This window comes from Pseudomonas sp. PDNC002, from assembly GCF_016919445.1.
GTDB lineage: Bacteria > Pseudomonadota > Gammaproteobacteria > Pseudomonadales > Pseudomonadaceae > Pseudomonas.
This window is the reverse complement of sequence record NZ_CP070356.1, coordinates 3,888,718-3,903,314: the sequence shown is the minus strand read 5'-3', so window position 1 is coordinate 3,903,314 and position 14,597 is coordinate 3,888,718. Positions and strand designations below refer to the sequence as shown.

General features: G+C 67.6%; 16 protein-coding genes and 1 riboswitch. Of the genes, 15 read left to right on the top strand and 1 reads right to left on the bottom strand.

The annotated features are described in order from the left end of the window. Positions 1 to 89: 89 nt before the first annotated feature. Positions 90 to 311, top strand: coding sequence for a hypothetical protein (locus JVX91_RS17860; RefSeq protein WP_205335526.1), 222 nt, complete (start codon positions 90 to 92; stop codon positions 309 to 311). 6 nt (positions 312 to 317) lie between these two features. On the opposite strand, the gene JVX91_RS17855 is transcribed toward JVX91_RS17860, so the two are convergent. Further along, a complete protein-coding gene (locus JVX91_RS17855) occupies positions 318 to 1,274 on the bottom strand; it encodes an AraC family transcriptional regulator (protein ID WP_205335525.1) in 957 nt (318 codons plus the stop codon). Positions 1,275 to 1,460: 186 nt separating this feature from the next. Between JVX91_RS17855 and JVX91_RS17850 the strand changes: the two genes are divergently transcribed. From JVX91_RS17850 to JVX91_RS17785, 14 genes are all read left to right on the top strand, one after another. Beyond that, positions 1,461 to 2,372 carry a bile acid:sodium symporter family protein gene (locus tag JVX91_RS17850; RefSeq protein WP_205335524.1) on the top strand — a complete coding sequence of 304 codons (912 nt, stop codon included), beginning with the start codon at positions 1,461 to 1,463 and terminating at the stop codon, positions 2,370 to 2,372. Further along, entirely contained in the window at positions 2,369 to 3,112 is a 744-nt protein-coding gene (locus tag JVX91_RS17845) for a sulfite exporter TauE/SafE family protein (protein ID WP_205335523.1), read from the top strand. Before JVX91_RS17850 ends, JVX91_RS17845 begins: the two co-directional genes overlap by 4 nt. Then, positions 3,109 to 4,902 (top strand): amidohydrolase family protein, encoded by a 1,794-nt coding sequence (locus JVX91_RS17840; RefSeq protein ID WP_205335522.1) that lies wholly within the window; start codon positions 3,109 to 3,111, stop codon positions 4,900 to 4,902. Before JVX91_RS17845 ends, JVX91_RS17840 begins: the two co-directional genes overlap by 4 nt. Positions 4,903 to 5,316: 414 nt before the next feature. Beyond that, on the top strand, positions 5,317 to 5,457 hold the full coding sequence (locus JVX91_RS17835; protein WP_205335521.1) for a hypothetical protein: 141 nt from the start codon (positions 5,317 to 5,319) through the stop codon (positions 5,455 to 5,457). A 124-nt stretch (positions 5,458 to 5,581) separates the two neighbouring features. Further along, positions 5,582 to 6,751 carry an MFS transporter gene (locus JVX91_RS17830; protein WP_205335520.1) on the top strand — a complete coding sequence of 390 codons (1,170 nt, stop codon included), beginning with the start codon at positions 5,582 to 5,584 and terminating at the stop codon, positions 6,749 to 6,751. A 223-nt stretch (positions 6,752 to 6,974) separates the two neighbouring features. After that, a riboswitch (guanidine-I (ykkC/yxkD leader) is annotated at positions 6,975 to 7,077 on the top strand. A 44-nt stretch (positions 7,078 to 7,121) separates the two neighbouring features. After that, on the top strand, positions 7,122 to 8,129 hold the full coding sequence (locus JVX91_RS17825; protein WP_240201616.1) for an ABC transporter substrate-binding protein: 1,008 nt from the start codon (positions 7,122 to 7,124) through the stop codon (positions 8,127 to 8,129). Between the two features lie 53 nt (positions 8,130 to 8,182). Next, positions 8,183 to 9,205: a fatty acid desaturase gene (locus JVX91_RS17820; RefSeq protein ID WP_205335519.1), complete on the top strand. Its 1,023-nt coding sequence runs from the start codon at positions 8,183 to 8,185 to the stop codon at positions 9,203 to 9,205. Between the two features lie 2 nt (positions 9,206 to 9,207). Then, the gene (locus JVX91_RS17815; protein ID WP_205335518.1) at positions 9,208 to 9,981 is read left to right on the top strand and encodes an SDR family oxidoreductase; all 774 of its coding nucleotides are present in this window, start codon (positions 9,208 to 9,210) and stop codon (positions 9,979 to 9,981) included. Continuing rightward, positions 9,981 to 10,730 carry a 3-oxoacyl-ACP reductase FabG gene (gene fabG / locus JVX91_RS17810; RefSeq protein WP_205335517.1) on the top strand — a complete coding sequence of 250 codons (750 nt, stop codon included), beginning with the start codon at positions 9,981 to 9,983 and terminating at the stop codon, positions 10,728 to 10,730. The genes JVX91_RS17815 and fabG overlap by 1 nt, the downstream gene beginning before the upstream one ends. Then, positions 10,730 to 11,605: a DMT family transporter gene (locus tag JVX91_RS17805; RefSeq protein ID WP_205335516.1), complete on the top strand. Its 876-nt coding sequence runs from the start codon at positions 10,730 to 10,732 to the stop codon at positions 11,603 to 11,605. The genes fabG and JVX91_RS17805 overlap by 1 nt, the downstream gene beginning before the upstream one ends. Next, the gene (locus JVX91_RS17800; RefSeq protein ID WP_205335515.1) at positions 11,602 to 12,381 is read left to right on the top strand and encodes a creatininase; all 780 of its coding nucleotides are present in this window, start codon (positions 11,602 to 11,604) and stop codon (positions 12,379 to 12,381) included. The genes JVX91_RS17805 and JVX91_RS17800 overlap by 4 nt, the downstream gene beginning before the upstream one ends. After that, entirely contained in the window at positions 12,378 to 13,016 is a 639-nt protein-coding gene (locus JVX91_RS17795; protein ID WP_275892373.1) for a cysteine hydrolase, read from the top strand. Before JVX91_RS17800 ends, JVX91_RS17795 begins: the two co-directional genes overlap by 4 nt. Beyond that, positions 13,004 to 13,768 carry a hypothetical protein gene (locus JVX91_RS17790; RefSeq protein WP_205335514.1) on the top strand — a complete coding sequence of 255 codons (765 nt, stop codon included), beginning with the start codon at positions 13,004 to 13,006 and terminating at the stop codon, positions 13,766 to 13,768. The genes JVX91_RS17795 and JVX91_RS17790 overlap by 13 nt, the downstream gene beginning before the upstream one ends. Next, a complete protein-coding gene (locus tag JVX91_RS17785; RefSeq protein WP_205335513.1) occupies positions 13,765 to 14,595 on the top strand; it encodes an ABC transporter permease in 831 nt (276 codons plus the stop codon). Before JVX91_RS17790 ends, JVX91_RS17785 begins: the two co-directional genes overlap by 4 nt. Positions 14,596 to 14,597: the final 2 nt, after the last annotated feature.

Below are 14,597 nucleotides of genomic sequence, written 5' to 3'. Positions count from 1 at the left end.
CCGCGCCCAGGACAATGGTCAGCGAATCCAGATCCCGGCTACCCGCCACCCTGGCCTTGCTTCCCATCCACCTGTTCGCGGTGACTGCCATGAAAGACAGCCAATCCCCTCTTCGCTCCCAACGGCAGCACCGGGGCTGGCCCCTGGACTACGACCTGCTCTACTGGATCGGCGCTGTCGCGCTGCTCCTGCTGCTGGCTGGCGCGGATCGCCTGCTCGTGCCGGGCTTCTCTGGCGCGAAGAGCATCGAACTGCAGCGCAGCATCCCTGAAGCTTCCAGGCCCGCCACATCACCAACGAACCGGCAGTAGGAGCTATCAGGCGCCCTGGCGGAACTGCCCGGGCGTCATGCCGCTCCAGCGACGGAACGCCTTGGCGAAGGCACTCTCGTCGGAGAACCCCAGGCGCTCGGCCACTTCCGACAACCGTGGCGAATCGCGCAGCAACTGCTCGGCCATGGCATGCAGCACCTGTTCGCGCAGGAGCTTGAAGCTGGTGCCTTCGTCGGCCAGCTTGCGGTTGAGGTGACGGCCGCTGAGTTCCAGTTGCTCCGCCACCTTCTCCTTGCCCCAGCGCGGGTTCTGCCGCAGCAGTTGCTGGACCCGCCCCGCCAGGCTTTGCGCACCCAGGCGCTCGAGCTGAGCGTCGGCCAGGGCGCGCAGGTGCTCGCGCATCAAGGCGTTAGCCTGGATCAACGGCACGCCCAGATCGCCGACGGCGAAGCACAGGGCGTTCTGGGCCGCGTCGAACGTCACCGGGCACGCCAGTATCTCGCCATAGAACCGGGCCTCGCCCCGCGCCTGGTGAGCGAAGGCCACGGCGGCCGGCGACACCTGTGCGCCGGTGATCCAGCGCGTCAGGTGCACGAGGCTGGCCAGCGCCGCCTCGACGCGCTCCTCGCGGCGCACGGCGTAACTGGGCCGGTACACCAGACGCACCTGCGCCGGCTCCTGCTCCAGCTGGAATTCACTGCCTTCGGCGATGATCGGGTAGTACTCCAGCAAGGCTTCCAGCGCCTCGCCGAAATGCTCGCAGCTCATCAAAAGCGCCCCGACCATGTCCAGGTGCCCCACTTGCAGCGCGCTGCCCAGGCGCAGGCCCAGCAACGGGTCACCGGAAGCGGCGCAGATGCTGTCCCAGAAGGCATCCTGGCTGTGCAGCGGGATGCGCGCTTCGACGGTCTCGGCGCGCAGGTCGGCGGGTAATGGCAGACCCAGGCGCTGGGCGGCCTGCAGGATGCCCTGGGCGTAATGGACGGTAATGGTGTGCGGCATGGTCCCGAATTAACCGGTGAAGGTCCCGATTGAGCCGTTACCGGGGGGCAACGGTCCCCTATGCTTGCCAATTACAACCATAAAGACAATCGAGACCTTGCATGCCTTGCATCCCCGGTGCCGCGCCCATCGCGACGGCGGCTGTCCGCTCGCCCGCCCCGACTCCTCATTCAGGGGAGTTCGCCAATGCCTGAAGTCCATCTCGAGTTCTCCGGCGGTTCGATGATCGCGCTGAACGCCATCATCGCCCTGATGATGTTCGGCGTGTCGCTGGAACTGCGCCGCGACGACTTCGTCCGCATCCTGCGTCAGCCCAAGGCTCCGGCGATCGGCATGCTGGTGCAGTTCCTGCTGCTGCCGGCCGCCACCTGCCTGCTGACCATCGCCCTGCCCATCGATCCGGAACTGGCCCTGGGGATGATCCTGGTTGCCACCTGCCCCAGCGGCACCTTCTCCAACATCATGACCTGGATGGCCCGCGGCAATGTTGCCGTCTCGGCCAGCGTCACGGCCGTTTCGGGCCTCAGCGCGGGTATCTTCACGCCGCTGAACTTCGCGCTCTACGCCGGGCTGAATCCGGCGACCCGCGATCGCCTCACGCAGATCCACATCGACCCGCTCGAACTGGTGGGCGTGGTGGTGCTGGTGCTGATCCTGCCGATGCTGCTGGGCATGGCCCTGGGTCGGCACAAGCCGCAGCTGGCGCGGCGCCTGGAGAAGCCCATGCGGCAGTTGTCGCTGCTCGTGATGCTCGGCTTCGTCGGCATGGCCTTCGCCAAGAACTTCCAACAGTTCATCGCCTACTTCCATCTGTTCTTCTGGCTCGTACTGCTGCTCAACGGCACGGCGCTGTTGCTGGGCTACACCTGCGCGCGGCTGTGGAAGCTGCCGGACGCCGACGTGCGCGCCGTCACCCTGGAGAGTGGCATCCACAACTCGGCGCTGGGCATGGCGCTGATCCTCACCTTCTTCCCGCAGGCCGGCGGCATGCTGCTGATCGCGGCGTTCTGGGGCTGCTGGCAGTTGTTCTCCGGGCTGGTCTTGGCGCAAATCTGGGCGCGCCGCGAACCTCGCGCAGCCGTTGTGACCGCAACATGAACGCACCCGCCATCGCCCTGGGTGGCTTCATCCTGCTGGCCTACACGCTGGAGGCCATCACCGGCTTCGGCAGCGTGGTGATCGCGCTGTCCCTCGGCGCGCTGCTGATGCCCATCGAGACGCTGCTGCCAATCCTGGTGCCGCTGAACATCGGCATGACCGGCTACCTGTGCTGGCGTCACCACCGCCTGATCGATACCCGCCTGCTGCTGCGCACCGTGTTGCCGGGCATGCTGGTGGGCATGGTGATCGGCTACCTGTTGCTGCCGCACCTGGACCCGCAACCGCTCAAGCGCGGCCTGGGTGTGCTGATCCTCTGGTTCGCCGGCCGCGAGCTGTGGCGCCTGCGTGCCACCGCGCCGGTGCGCGCGCATACCCCGAACTGGGTGGTGCGCCTGGCCACCGGCGCGGCAGGCGTCTGCCACGGCCTGTTCGCCTCGGGCGGGCCGTTGCTGGTCTACGCACTGACCACCCGGCCACTGGACAAGACGCGGCTGCGCGCCACCCTGGTCTGCGTCTGGTTCACCCTCAACGGCCTGCTGACCCTGGCCTTCCTCCTCGACGGCCGCCTGCGCCCCGCGCTACCCCAGGTGCTGGTCTACGCACCCTTGCTGCTGCTCGGTGTGTGGCTCGGCGAACGCCTGCACCACCGCTTCGAGGAACGCCATTTCCGCCTCGCCATCCACTGCCTGCTGCTGGTCAGCGGCGTCCTGCTGCTGTCGCCCTGGAGTCTCCTGTGAGCTACGACATCATCATCAAGAACGGCCTCTACTTCGACGGCAGCGATGCCCCCGGCAGCCTGCGCCACGTCGGTATCAAGGATGGCCGCATCGACACCCTGAGCGTCAGCCCGCTGGACGAAAGTGGCTGCGCGGAAGTCATCGACGCCAGTGGCCGCTGGGTCACCCCGGGCTTCCTGGAAATCCACTCGCACTACGACGCCGAAGCCATCGCCGCCCCGGCGCTGAAGGAATCGGTACGTCATGGCGTAACCACCGTCTCCGTTGGTTCCTGCTCGATCAGCATGGTGCTGGGCGAGGCCGAGGACTGCTCGGACCTGTTCACCCGTGTCGAAGCCGTGCCACGCGAGCAGGTGCTGCCGATCCTGCGCGACAAGCGCACCTGGAAGGACGCCAAGGGCTATCGCGCCTTCTACGACCAGCAACCGCTGGGACCGAATCTCTGCTCCTTCCTCGGCCACTCCGAACTGCGCGTCACGGTGATGGGCCTGGAGCGTGCCATCAGCGGCGCCAAGCCCACCGAAGCCGAACTGCAACGCATGGAAGAGCTGCTGGAGCAGGCGCTGGATGCCGGCTGCTTCGGCCTCTCGGTGATGACCACGCGGCTGGACAAGATGGACGGCGACCGCGCCTGGTCCAGCCCGCTGCCCTCCACCTTCGCCAGCTGGAAGGAGTTTTCCCGCCTGTTCGCTGTACTGCGCCGGCGCAACGCGCTGATGCAGGGCGCGCCCAACGCGGTCACCAAGATCAACGTGTTCGCCTTCCTCTACCAGGCCCACGGCTGGTTCCGCCGGCCGCTGAAGTGCTCGATGCTCACCGCGCTGGACCTCAAGTCCCAGCCGTTCATGCACCGCATCACCCGTGCCTCCGGCTGGGTCGCCAACCGCCTGCTACGCGGCCGCTACCGTTGGCAGACCCTGCCGGCGCCCTTCGTGGTGCGCATCGAGGGGCTGAACATGAACGGCTTCGAGGAGTTCGGTGCCGGCGAAGTGCTGCGCGACATCAAGGACCCGGAGGAGCTCTACACGCGCATCCAGGACCCGGCCTTCCGCGAGCGCTTCAAGAAGGACATCAAGGCAACCCTCAGCCTCGGCCTGTGGCACCGCAACCTGTCCGACTGCTGGGTGCGCGAGTGCCCGGACGCCTCTCTGGTCGGGCGCAACTTCGAGGACATCGGCCGCGCGCGCGGACTCGACCCGGTGGACGCCTTCTTCGAGCTGGCCGGCCAATACCGCAACGAACTCAAATGGACCACCTGCTACGGCAACCACCGCCCCGAGATCATGGGCAAGCTGCTGGCCAGCCCGTGGACCCAGCCGGGGTTCGCCGACTCCGGCGCGCATCTGGCCTCCCATGCGCAGTACAACTTCCCGCTGCGCATGCTCAAGTACGTGCGCGACGCCGAACTGGCCGGGCAGAGCTTCATGGATACCGGCCGCGCGGTGCACCGCCTGACCGGCGAGCTGGCGGATTTCGCCGGGATCGATGCGGGCTATATCCGCGTCGGCGACCGTGCCGATCTGGTGGTGGTCAACCCGGCTGGGCTGACCGACGAACTGGATGAAGTCAGCGAGGCACCCATGGAGGTCATCGGGCTGACACGGCTGGTGAAGCGCAATGACGATGCGGTGGACGCCACGCTGATCAATGGCCGCGTGGCGTATAGGCGTGAAAGCGGCTTCCCCGAAGCCTTGGGCAAGGAGCGCGTGTTCGGCACCTTCCTGCCGGGGCGCGATGTGCTGAGCCGTCCGCAGGAGGTCTCCGCCGGGACGCCGGTGTACAGCAACTGAGCATGAGGCCGCCTTCGTAGGAGCAACTGTCTTTCTCGGGAAGCCCGTGCCGATGCTTTCCCCTCACCCCAGCCCTCTCCCGGGAGAGAGGGAGCAGTCCGTACCGGCTGACACCGAAGATTCATCCCGCACCGAACGGTCCCCTCTCCCCCAGGGAGAGGGTTAGGGTGAGGGCTGACCGAAGCACGGACCGATCAGGTAGGAGCGGACCTTGTCCGCGAAGTGGTTCATTTCCTGCCGGACTGATTTGGAGCGCGCCGGATGGGATTTCGCGGACAAGATCCGCTCCTACGAAAAGCGAAGCCGTTTGGTGGAGGGTTCGATGCACGCTACCGCCCGGCCCACCGAGATTGACGGCCCCACGCGCACTCTCTAGAGTGCGCGTTTTCCTACATCCTACGCTGCACCCGCATCATGATTCCGTTCTGCCGCTTCGCCGATTCGTCGCTCGCCCTCCTACGGGAGCCTCCGCGCGTGCGCAAGGTCGATGCCGTGCTGAACCTGCGCCGCAGCGTCCTCTTCGCCTTCACCTTCTCCCCGCCTACCGGCCACTGAGCCGGATGCCGCGCGCCCTCGCGCCGGTCACTCCGCATTTCGACTTCGCCCACCGGTGAACCCCGGCGGGCTCGTTTGCATTTGCAGGCCCGCGGCTTGAGCGCCAGGGCACGAGAAGGTTTCCATGAATACCCCGACCACCCTCAACAAGCCCCTGCTAGCGGTGCTGCTGTTCGCCGTCTCCATCGTCGGCCTGAGCCTGGGCGCCACGCTGCCGCTGGTGGCGCTGCGCCTGCTGGACAACGGCGCCAGCGCCCTGCAGATCGGCATTCTCTCCGCCGTACCCGCTGCGGGCATGATCCTCGCCGCCACCCTGGTCGACCGCGCCTGCCAGCTGATGAGCCGGCGCCGCCTGTACCTGCTGTGCTTCGTGCTGTGCACCGCCAGCACCGTCGCCATCGAATTCAGCAGCCATTCGTTGTGGCTGCTGGCCGTCGCGCGCCTGGCCCTGGGGGTCGGCATGGGCATCGCGATCATCCTCGGCGAGGCCTGGGTCAACGAACTGTGCGGCGAGCACAACCGCGGCACCATCGTGGCGCTGTACGCCACCAGCTTCACCGCCTTCCAGCTGCTCGGCCCGACCCTGGTGGCGTTGCTGGGCGCACAGACGCCCTGGGTCGTGCTGCTGGTCAGCGCCGGGCACCTGATTGCCCTGGCCACCGTGGCGCTCGCCATGCTCGAGGACGGTATCCACGAGCACGTCGAGGAGCCGCGCAGCTTCTCCCTCGCCGGCTTCCTGCGGGTGGCGCCGGCGCTGTGCATGGGCGTGCTGTTCTTCTCCTTCTTCGACAGCGTGGTGTTGTCGCTCTTCCCCGTGTACGCCTCAAGCCACGGCTACGCGGTGGGCATTGCCGCCTTCATGGCGACGGTGATCCTGCTGGGCGACATGCTCTTCCAGATGCCGCTGGGCTGGCTCTCCGACCGCCTCGACCGCTCCAGCCTGCACCTACTGTGCGGCGTGGCGGCCATGCTGATCGGCCTTGCCCTGCCCTGGCTGATCGGCCAGCCATCGCTGCTGTGGCCGGCCCTGATGGTGCTCGGCGCGGTGGCCGGTGGCGTCTACACCCTGGCGCTGGTGCTGATTGGCCAAAGGTTCCGAGGGCGCGACCTGGTTACCGCCAACGCCGCCGCCGGCATGCTCTGGGGCGTCGGCAGCCTGCTCGGCCCCCTGCTCAGCGGCAGCCTGATGGACCTCGGCCCGCAAGGCGTGCCGATGGCACTGGCGCTGGCCGCCGGCCTGTTCGTCGCCACCGCGGCCGCCTCGCTGCGCCGCGCCACCGTACGCACCGCCTGATGCATCAATAGAAGGCAAGGCGCATCGACTTGGTGCCAGCGCGATCAGGGCTGGCACCCGCTCGCCGCTGGAGATTTCAGCTAAGCAATTGAAATCCCCGGTGGTTTTTCCGCTTCACGAAAACTGGCATTTCAATTGCTCTGTCCCCTGCAACGGGATGCATCGCCCACGGCAAGGTAGCCACCGGGTGAGCGAACGCAGCAAGGCACACACTGGAGTTGCACCACAGGCGAACTAGGGTTCCGGTCTCCGTGAAGGGATGTCTGGTCCGAGAGTTTTCCGGCCCTAGGGACAGGGCTACACGGCGGGAGAAAAGCCCGGGAGACGTGATGTCATCCCGTGCCGATTTCCAACCGTTAGGAGCAATGCCATGACCATGCCGCTTTCCCTGCGTTCCCTGCGCAAGACCCTGCTCGGTGCCTGTCTGGTTGCTGCCGCCGGGGTCGTGCCGCTGACTCTGCAAGCCGCCGAGAAGCTCAAGATCGGCACCGTCGTCTGGGCCGGTTACGCGCCCTTCTACGTCGCCGACAAGCTCGATCTCTACAAACCCCACGGGCTGAAGGTGGAGCTGCAGTTCTTCAACGACCCTGCGCTGATTCCCACTGCGATGACCGGCGGCGCGCTGGATGGCGGCATGCTCACCTACGACCAGGTGGTCGGCGGCGTCGCCAAGGGCCAGCCGTACCGCGTGGTGATGCCCATCGATTTCTCCAACGGCGGTGACGCCATCGTCGCCGAAAAGTCGATCAAATCCGTCGCCGACTTCAAGGGCAAGAAGATCGGCTTCAACCCGCTCTCGCCGTCGGACTTCCTGCTCGCCTATGCGCTCAAGAGCCATGGCCTGAGCGACAAGGACGTCAGCCCGGTGAACATGACTCCCGAAGGCATCCCCGGCGCCATGGCCTCGGGCAGCCTGCCGGTGGGCGTGACCTACGAACCCAATGTCTCGCAGATCCTCGGCATGCCGGGCAACAAGTTCCACGTCGTGTATTCGTCGAAGGACGCGCCGGGGCTGATCACCGACGTGCTGGTGTTCAACCAGGCGGTCATCGGCAAACACCAGAAAGCGATCAGCGCGATGATCCAGGGCTACGCCGACGGCCTGGCCTACATGAAGGCGCACCCGGATGAATCCGCCGAAATCATCGGCAAGGTGCTGGGCGTCAGCGCCGCCGAGGCCAAGGAGCAGATGGCCGGGGTCTACAACATCCCGCTGGCGGAGATGGGCAAGAACTTCGAGAAGTCCGACGCCACCAGTTCCTTCTTCGGCAGCGGCGCGGTGATCGCCCAACTGCTCAAGGACAACAGCCAGATCCCGGCAATCCCCGACCTCGCCCAGACCTTCGACGCGCAATTCGTCCAGGCCCTCGCCCAGTAAGACGTTCAGCCACCGCTCCCGCCAGGACGGCGGGAGCGCTCACGGAGGTATCCATGTCCGCGTCCCTGTACCGCTACGCCGATGGCCGGCTGCCCAACAGCCTGGCACTGGCCTATGCCTTTGGCGGCTATGCCGCCGGCTTCGCCCTGCTGTTCGCCGACAGCTGGCTGCTCAACGCCGCCGGCACCCTGCTGCTGGGCCACGCGATGATCGTCGCGGCCTACCTGATCCACGAATTCGCCCACGGCACCATCTTCGCCAAGCCGGCGCACAACACCTGGGCCGGCGAGGCCTGCAGCTGGCTCTGCGGCAGTTGCTACGCCGGGTTCCAGGACCTGCGCCGCAAGCACATGCGCCACCACGTCGACCGCGCCGACGTGATCACCTTCGATACCAAGGCCTTCCTCGCCCGCTGCCCGCGCTGGGCGCGCGGCCTGGTGCTGGCCGCGGAATGGGCCTACGTGCCGGCAGTAGAGCTGATCATGCATTACTACGTGATCCTGCTGCCCTTCATCACCGACAACCCGCGCCACCGCGCCAACCGCCGCCGTGTGGCGCTGACCCTGCTGGTACGCGGCGCACTGTTCGCGCTGGTTGCGGCGGTTTCGCTGAAGGCGCTGGTGCTGTACTTCGTCGCTTGGACGCTGATGATCATCGTGCTGCGCTTCACCGACGCCTACCAGCACACCTACGACGCCTTCGCGGTACTGGAGGACGGCGGCAAGATCCCCGACGACAAGTCCCGCGACCGCACCTACGAGCAGATGAACACCTACTCCAACGTGGTCTCGGTGCGCTGGCCGGTGCTCGACCTGCTGCTGCTCAACTTCGCCTACCACAACGCCCACCACGAGAAGCCCGTGGCGCCCTGGTATCGCCTGCGCAAACTGCACCACGAGCTGTATGGCGACGGCTACGCCCAGGTTCTGCCGATGCACCTGCTGTTCAAGGGCTTCCATCGGCACCGCTTGCGCCGCGTGATCGACGACCACTACGGCGAGGTGGCGCCCGAGGGCAAGGACCGCGCCGATGGCTTCTACGGCGCCGTGGGCGTCTCCTTCCTGACGGCGGTCTGAGCATGATCGACTACCGGGGCAAACGCGTGCTGATCACCGGTGCCGGAAGCGGGATCGGCAAGGGGCTGGCGCGAGCATTCGCCGAACAGGGCGCGACGCTGGAGCTGCTGGATCGCAACGCCGCTGCCCTGGCGGCGGTCGTCGACGAGCTGGCAGCGTTATGCGACGTGCGCAGTCACTCCCTGGACCTGAGCGACAGTGCGGCCATCGCTGGATTTGCCGCACTCCGCGAAGGCCCATCGATGGACGTGTTGATCAACAACGCCGGCGTCGAGTACGCCACGCCGCTGGACGACCCGGATGGCGAAGCGGACAGCCGCTGGCAGGCGTTGCTGGACAACAACGTCGCCTCGATGCTGCGCCTGACCCGCGCCCTGCTGCCGAGCCTCAAGGCGGGCAGCAGCGTGATCAACCAGGCCTCGATCTGGGGCCTGAAGGGCGTGCCGGGCTTTTCCGCCTATGTCACCAGCAAGCACGCTGTGATCGGCCTGACTCGCTCGCTGGCTTGGGAACTCGGGCCACGGCGCATCCGCGTCAACGCCGTGTGCCCCGGCTGGATCGCCACCGAGGCGGCCATGCGCTCGCTCGCGGTGATGGCCACCGCCAATGGGCGCAGCGAAACCGAGGAACTGGCGCAGATACTCGCCGCCCAGGCGGTGCCTGAACTGCTGACGCCGGCGGACCTGGCCGGCACCTTCCTGTTCCTCGGCAGCCCGCTGGCCACCGCCCTCACCGGCCAGGCGCTGTCGGTCAGCCATGGCGAGGTCATGCACTGATGAAACCGCTCGAAGGACAGACCGCGCTGGTTACCGGCGCCACCCAGGGTATCGGCCGGGCCACTGCCCTGGCGCTGGCGGCAGCCGGTGCGACGGTATGGATCAACCACCTCGACCAAGCCGAAGCCGCCAGCCCGCTGGTGGCGCGCATCGCCGCCTCGGGCGGACGAGCCTACGCGGTGCAGGCTGACGTTTCCGCGCCGCAGCAGGTCGAGGACCTGTTCGCCCGCGTGCTTGCCGAGGGCGACCTGCACATCCTGGTGAACAACGCCGGGATCATCCTGGAGAAACCTTTTCTCGAGACCAGCGAGGACGACTGGGCCACGCTGCTCGGCATCGACCTCACGGCGGTCTATCGCTGCTGCCGCCACGCCCTGGCGCACATGCAGGCGCGCGGGGATGGCTGCATCGTCAATATCGCCTCGGAACTTGGCCAGCTCGGCCGCGAGCGTTACGCCGCCTATTGCGCGGCCAAGGCCGGGGTGATCGGCCTGACCAAGGCGCTGGCCCGCGAGTTCGCCCCGCACATCCGCATCAATGGCGTGGCGCCGGGGCCGGTGGACACGCCGATGGTCTCGGTGGAGCACATGAGCGAAGCGATGATCGCCCGCGAAACGGCGATTCCCGCCGGGCGCCTGGGTAAGCCCGAGGAAATCGCAGCGGCCGTGTTGTTCCTCGTCTCGCCCGAAGCGAGTTTCTTCCACGGGCAGATGCTCGGCGCCAATGGCGGCGCCTGGATGGGCGCCTGATGCGCGCGGAGATTGTCCTGCTGCTCGGTGCCAGTCTCTGGGGCCTGGGCTGGATGCCGCTGGCGCACTTCGCCGGCCAGGGCCTGTCCGGCATGCCGGTGGTGCTCTGCACCTACGGGCTGCTCAGCCTCGTCGCTATTCCGCTGGTACTGCGCCAGCGCCGCCAGTGGTGGCCGCAGCGTGGCGCGCTGCTGGCGATCGGCGTGTTCGGTGGCTGGGCCACCGCCGGGCTGGTCGGCGCGTTGTCCGAGGGCGATGTGGTGCGGGCGATGCTGCTGTTCTACCTGGCGCCGGTGTGGGGCCTGATCGGCGGCCGCGTGCTGTTCGGCGAACGCCTCACCCCGCCACGCCTCGGCGCGCTGCTGCTGGCCATGGGCGGCATTGCGCTGACCCTGGGTGTCAGCCGCGAGACCTTCCGCCCGCTGGGCGCCAGCGACTGGCTGGCGCTCTCCGCTGGCTTTGCCTTCGCACTCAACAACCTGGCCACCCGCGCCGCCGAGCAGGTGCCGTTGACCAGCAAGGCGGTGGTCGGCTTCATCGGCAGCGCCGCGCTGGGCGGCCTGTTCTGCTGGCTGCAAGGCACACCCCTGCCGGCCGTCAATGCACACCAGTGGCTGCAACTGGCCGCCTTCGGCCTGTTCTGGCTGGCCGCCATGGGCGCGGCGCAATACGGCTTCAGCCATGTCGAGGCCAGCCGCGCCGCGGTGCTGGTGGTGATCGAACTGCTGGTGGCGGTGCTCACCGCCGCCTGGATCGGCGAGCGCGAGCTGGGCCTGCGCGAATGGCTCGGCGGCTCGCTGGTACTGGCCGCGGCACTGATCGCCGCGCGCCCTTCTCCCGAACCTTCCCCCACTCTCTGCGAGGCCGAATCATGACTGTCCGGATGGACCAGCTCAGCTGGGTCGAGTACGCGCGCCGGGTGCGCGAGCAATCCCCCGTGGTCTTCCTGCCCTGCGGCGCCACCGAGCAGCACGGCCCGCACCTGCCGCTGGGCACCGACGCGCTGCTGGCCAGCGCGCTGTGCGAAGACGTCGCCCGGCAGGTCGACGGGCTGGTCGCGCCCGCGCTCTCCTATGGCTACAAGTCGCAGCCCAAGTGCGGCGGCGGCCAGCATTTCTGCGGCACCACCAGCCTCGACGGGCAGACGCTGATTGCCCTGGTCCGCGACGCCGTGCGCGAGTTCGCCCGCCACGGCGTGACCCGACTGGTACTGGTGGACGGCCATTACGAAAACCAGTGGTTCGTCACCGAAGGCATCCAGCTCGCGCTGCGCGAGCTCTCCTTGCACGAACGGGGCTCCTCCAGCCCGCTGGAAGTGATGCGCCTGGAGCATTGGGACTTCTGCAGCGAGTCCACACTCAGCGAAGTCTTTCCCGACGGCTTCCCCGGCTTCGCCCTGGAGCACGCCGCGGTGATCGAAACCTCGCTGATGCTGCACTACCTACCCAACCTCGTGCGCCTGGACCTGATCCCCGACGACGGCCCCGCCGATTTCCCGCCCTACGACATGTACCCCAGCCGCACCGAGTGGGTGCCGCCGTCGGGCGTGCTGTCCTCGGCGCGTGGCTCCAGTGCCGACAAGGGCCTGCGCATGGCCCGCGACATCGTCGGCGGCATCGCCCAGGCCGTGCGCAAGGAGTTCCACCTGTGAGCACCGCGCTGATCGTCATCGACATGCAGCGCGACTTCTGCGCCCCCGGCGGCTACGCCGACCAGGCCGGGCTGGACATCGACCGCCTGCGCGCGCCGATTCCGGCCATCTCCCGTCTGCTGGACAGCGCCCGCAGCCTCAGCCTGCTGGTGCTGCATACCCGCGAAGGCCATCGCCCCGACCTCAGCGACCTGCATGCCAGCAAGCGCCACCGCGCCGAATTCGCCGGTGCGCCGATCGGCCACCAGGGCCCGCTGGGCCGCCTGCTGGTACGCGGCGAGTACGGTCACGACCTGATCGACGAACTGCGCCCACTGGCCGGCGAACCGGTGATCGACAAGCCCGGCTACAGCGCCTTCGCCTATACCGACCTGGACCTGCTGCTGCGCAGCCGCGGCATCGGCCACCTTGTGCTGTGCGGCGTAACCACCGAAGTGTGCGTTTCCTCCACCCTGCGCGCGGCGGTGGAGCTGGGCTATGCCTGTACTCTGGTGAGCGATGCCTGCGGCTCGCCCAGCGCCGAACTGCATGCCGCCGCCCTGGCGATGGTCGAGGTGGAAGGCGGGCTGTTCGGCCGGGTGCTGGACAGCCGGAGCGTACTCGTCGAATGGGAGGAAAACGCATGCCTGGCTTGAATATTGTCCCTGTACCGCCCGCCTATCTTGGCGTCTGGCAACGCATCCTGCTGACCACCACGGCAGGCGTCCGCGACACCAGCACCCGCGTCTACTGGCTGCAGACCGAGCGCCTGTTCGCCGACCTGCGCATTCCCCTGCCGGCGCCGCAATCACCCGGCGAGCTGGCCGCCCAGGCGGGATTTGCCGGCATCACCGAGATCACCGGCGACATTTGCCAGTGGCACCGGGCAATCGACTTCCAGCCGCCCAATGGCGGTGAAGACATTGGCCGGATGCACTTCGTGAACACCGAGAAAGTGCTGGAAGACGGCCTGGACGGCACCTACCACGAAGTCTGGGAGCGCCTGCCGGAATCCATCGGGCGCAACCGCGGCGTGTGGTTAAGCGCCGCCGATGGCCGGCAGGGCTGCCTGCTGCTGGCCGGCGACTGCTTCCTGTTCGCCGCAGGACGCCGCCAGGCATTGCCGATGGCCGACTCACTGGTCGCCCTGCTGAACAGTGACCACCCGGAACTACTGGATTTCGAGCTGTCGTTCGGGCGCCACCACGGCGGCGATACACCCTGGAAGATCGAGCTGTCCACCCTGCCCGCCCGTATCGGCGCCGACCTGCTGCCCGCCACAGCCGATCCGGATCACCCCGAGCTGCTGGGCGATGCCACCTGGCTGAACGGCCTCGGCGCCACTCCGCCGGCCGGTGGCTGGCAACCCTGCGAGCTGCCCCTGTTCCCCGAAGAGGTGACGCCATGACCGCCCACCAACCCCTGCCGCGCCCGGTGGCGCAACCTGCCCGCCAGCGCTGGTGGGTGATTCGCGGCGACCTGCCGCGCGGCGCCTTCTGGGCATTGGCCGGCGCCGGTTTGCTGTTGCCCGTGGTGCTCTGGTGGGCCTGCGGTGCGCTAGGCATGACCAACCCGATGTTCTTCCCCAGCCCCGACGCCGTACTCGCGCGCCTGGGCCACTGGTGGAGCGACGAAGGACTGGTCGGCGATATCGCCATCAGCGTCTACCGGGTCATGGGCGGCTTCCTCGCCTCGGCGGTGATCGCCCTTCCCATAGGCCTGTACATCGGCACCTATCGCCCCGTGCAGGCGTTCCTCGAACCGCTCACCGACTTCATCCGCTATATGCCGGCGGTGGCGTTCATCCCGCTGGTGATGCTCTGGGTCGGCATCGACGAAGGCTCCAAGGTGCTGATCATCTTCATCGGCACCTTCTTCCAGATGGTGCTGATGGTCGCCGAGGACGTGCGCCGCGTGCCCATGGCGCAGATCGAAGCGGCGCAGACCATGGGCGCCAACCGCGCGGAAATCATCAAGCTGGTGGTCCTGCCTTCGGCGCGCCCGGCGCTGCTGGATACCCTGCGCATCACCTGCGGCTGGGCCTGGACCTACCTGGTGGTGGCCGAGCTGGTGGCCGCCAACTCGGGCCTCGGCTACGCCATCCTCAAGGCGCAGCGCTACATGCAGACCGACAAGATCTTCGCCGGCATCCTGCTGATCGGCGTCATCGGCCTGCTCACCGACCAGGCATTCCGCTGGCTCGGCCGAGCGGCCTTCCCCTGGATGAAGAGGTAACC

What these genes read in the sequence shown, in the direction of transcription:
- JVX91_RS17805 (WP_205335516.1), top strand. Translation starts at nt 10,730, where the DNA reads ATGCGCGCGGAGATTGTCCTGCTGCTCGGTGCCAGTCTCTGGGGCCTG.
- JVX91_RS17825 (WP_240201616.1), top strand. Translation starts at nt 7,122, where the DNA reads ATGACCATGCCGCTTTCCCTGCGTTCCCTGCGCAAGACCCTGCTCGGT.
- JVX91_RS17785 (WP_205335513.1), top strand. Translation starts at nt 13,765, where the DNA reads ATGACCGCCCACCAACCCCTGCCGCGCCCGGTGGCGCAACCTGCCCGC.
- JVX91_RS17800 (WP_205335515.1), top strand. Translation starts at nt 11,602, where the DNA reads ATGACTGTCCGGATGGACCAGCTCAGCTGGGTCGAGTACGCGCGCCGG.
- JVX91_RS17860 (WP_205335526.1), top strand. Translation starts at nt 90, where the DNA reads ATGAAAGACAGCCAATCCCCTCTTCGCTCCCAACGGCAGCACCGGGGC.
- fabG (WP_205335517.1), top strand. Translation starts at nt 9,981, where the DNA reads ATGAAACCGCTCGAAGGACAGACCGCGCTGGTTACCGGCGCCACCCAG.
- JVX91_RS17835 (WP_205335521.1), top strand. Translation starts at nt 5,317, where the DNA reads ATGATTCCGTTCTGCCGCTTCGCCGATTCGTCGCTCGCCCTCCTACGG.
- JVX91_RS17845 (WP_205335523.1), top strand. Translation starts at nt 2,369, where the DNA reads ATGAACGCACCCGCCATCGCCCTGGGTGGCTTCATCCTGCTGGCCTAC.
- JVX91_RS17855 (WP_205335525.1), bottom strand. Translation starts at nt 1,274, where the DNA reads ATGCCGCACACCATTACCGTCCATTACGCCCAGGGCATCCTGCAGGCC.
- JVX91_RS17850 (WP_205335524.1), top strand. Translation starts at nt 1,461, where the DNA reads ATGCCTGAAGTCCATCTCGAGTTCTCCGGCGGTTCGATGATCGCGCTG.
- JVX91_RS17820 (WP_205335519.1), top strand. Translation starts at nt 8,183, where the DNA reads ATGTCCGCGTCCCTGTACCGCTACGCCGATGGCCGGCTGCCCAACAGC.
- JVX91_RS17830 (WP_205335520.1), top strand. Translation starts at nt 5,582, where the DNA reads ATGAATACCCCGACCACCCTCAACAAGCCCCTGCTAGCGGTGCTGCTG.
- JVX91_RS17815 (WP_205335518.1), top strand. Translation starts at nt 9,208, where the DNA reads ATGATCGACTACCGGGGCAAACGCGTGCTGATCACCGGTGCCGGAAGC.
- JVX91_RS17790 (WP_205335514.1), top strand. Translation starts at nt 13,004, where the DNA reads ATGCCTGGCTTGAATATTGTCCCTGTACCGCCCGCCTATCTTGGCGTC.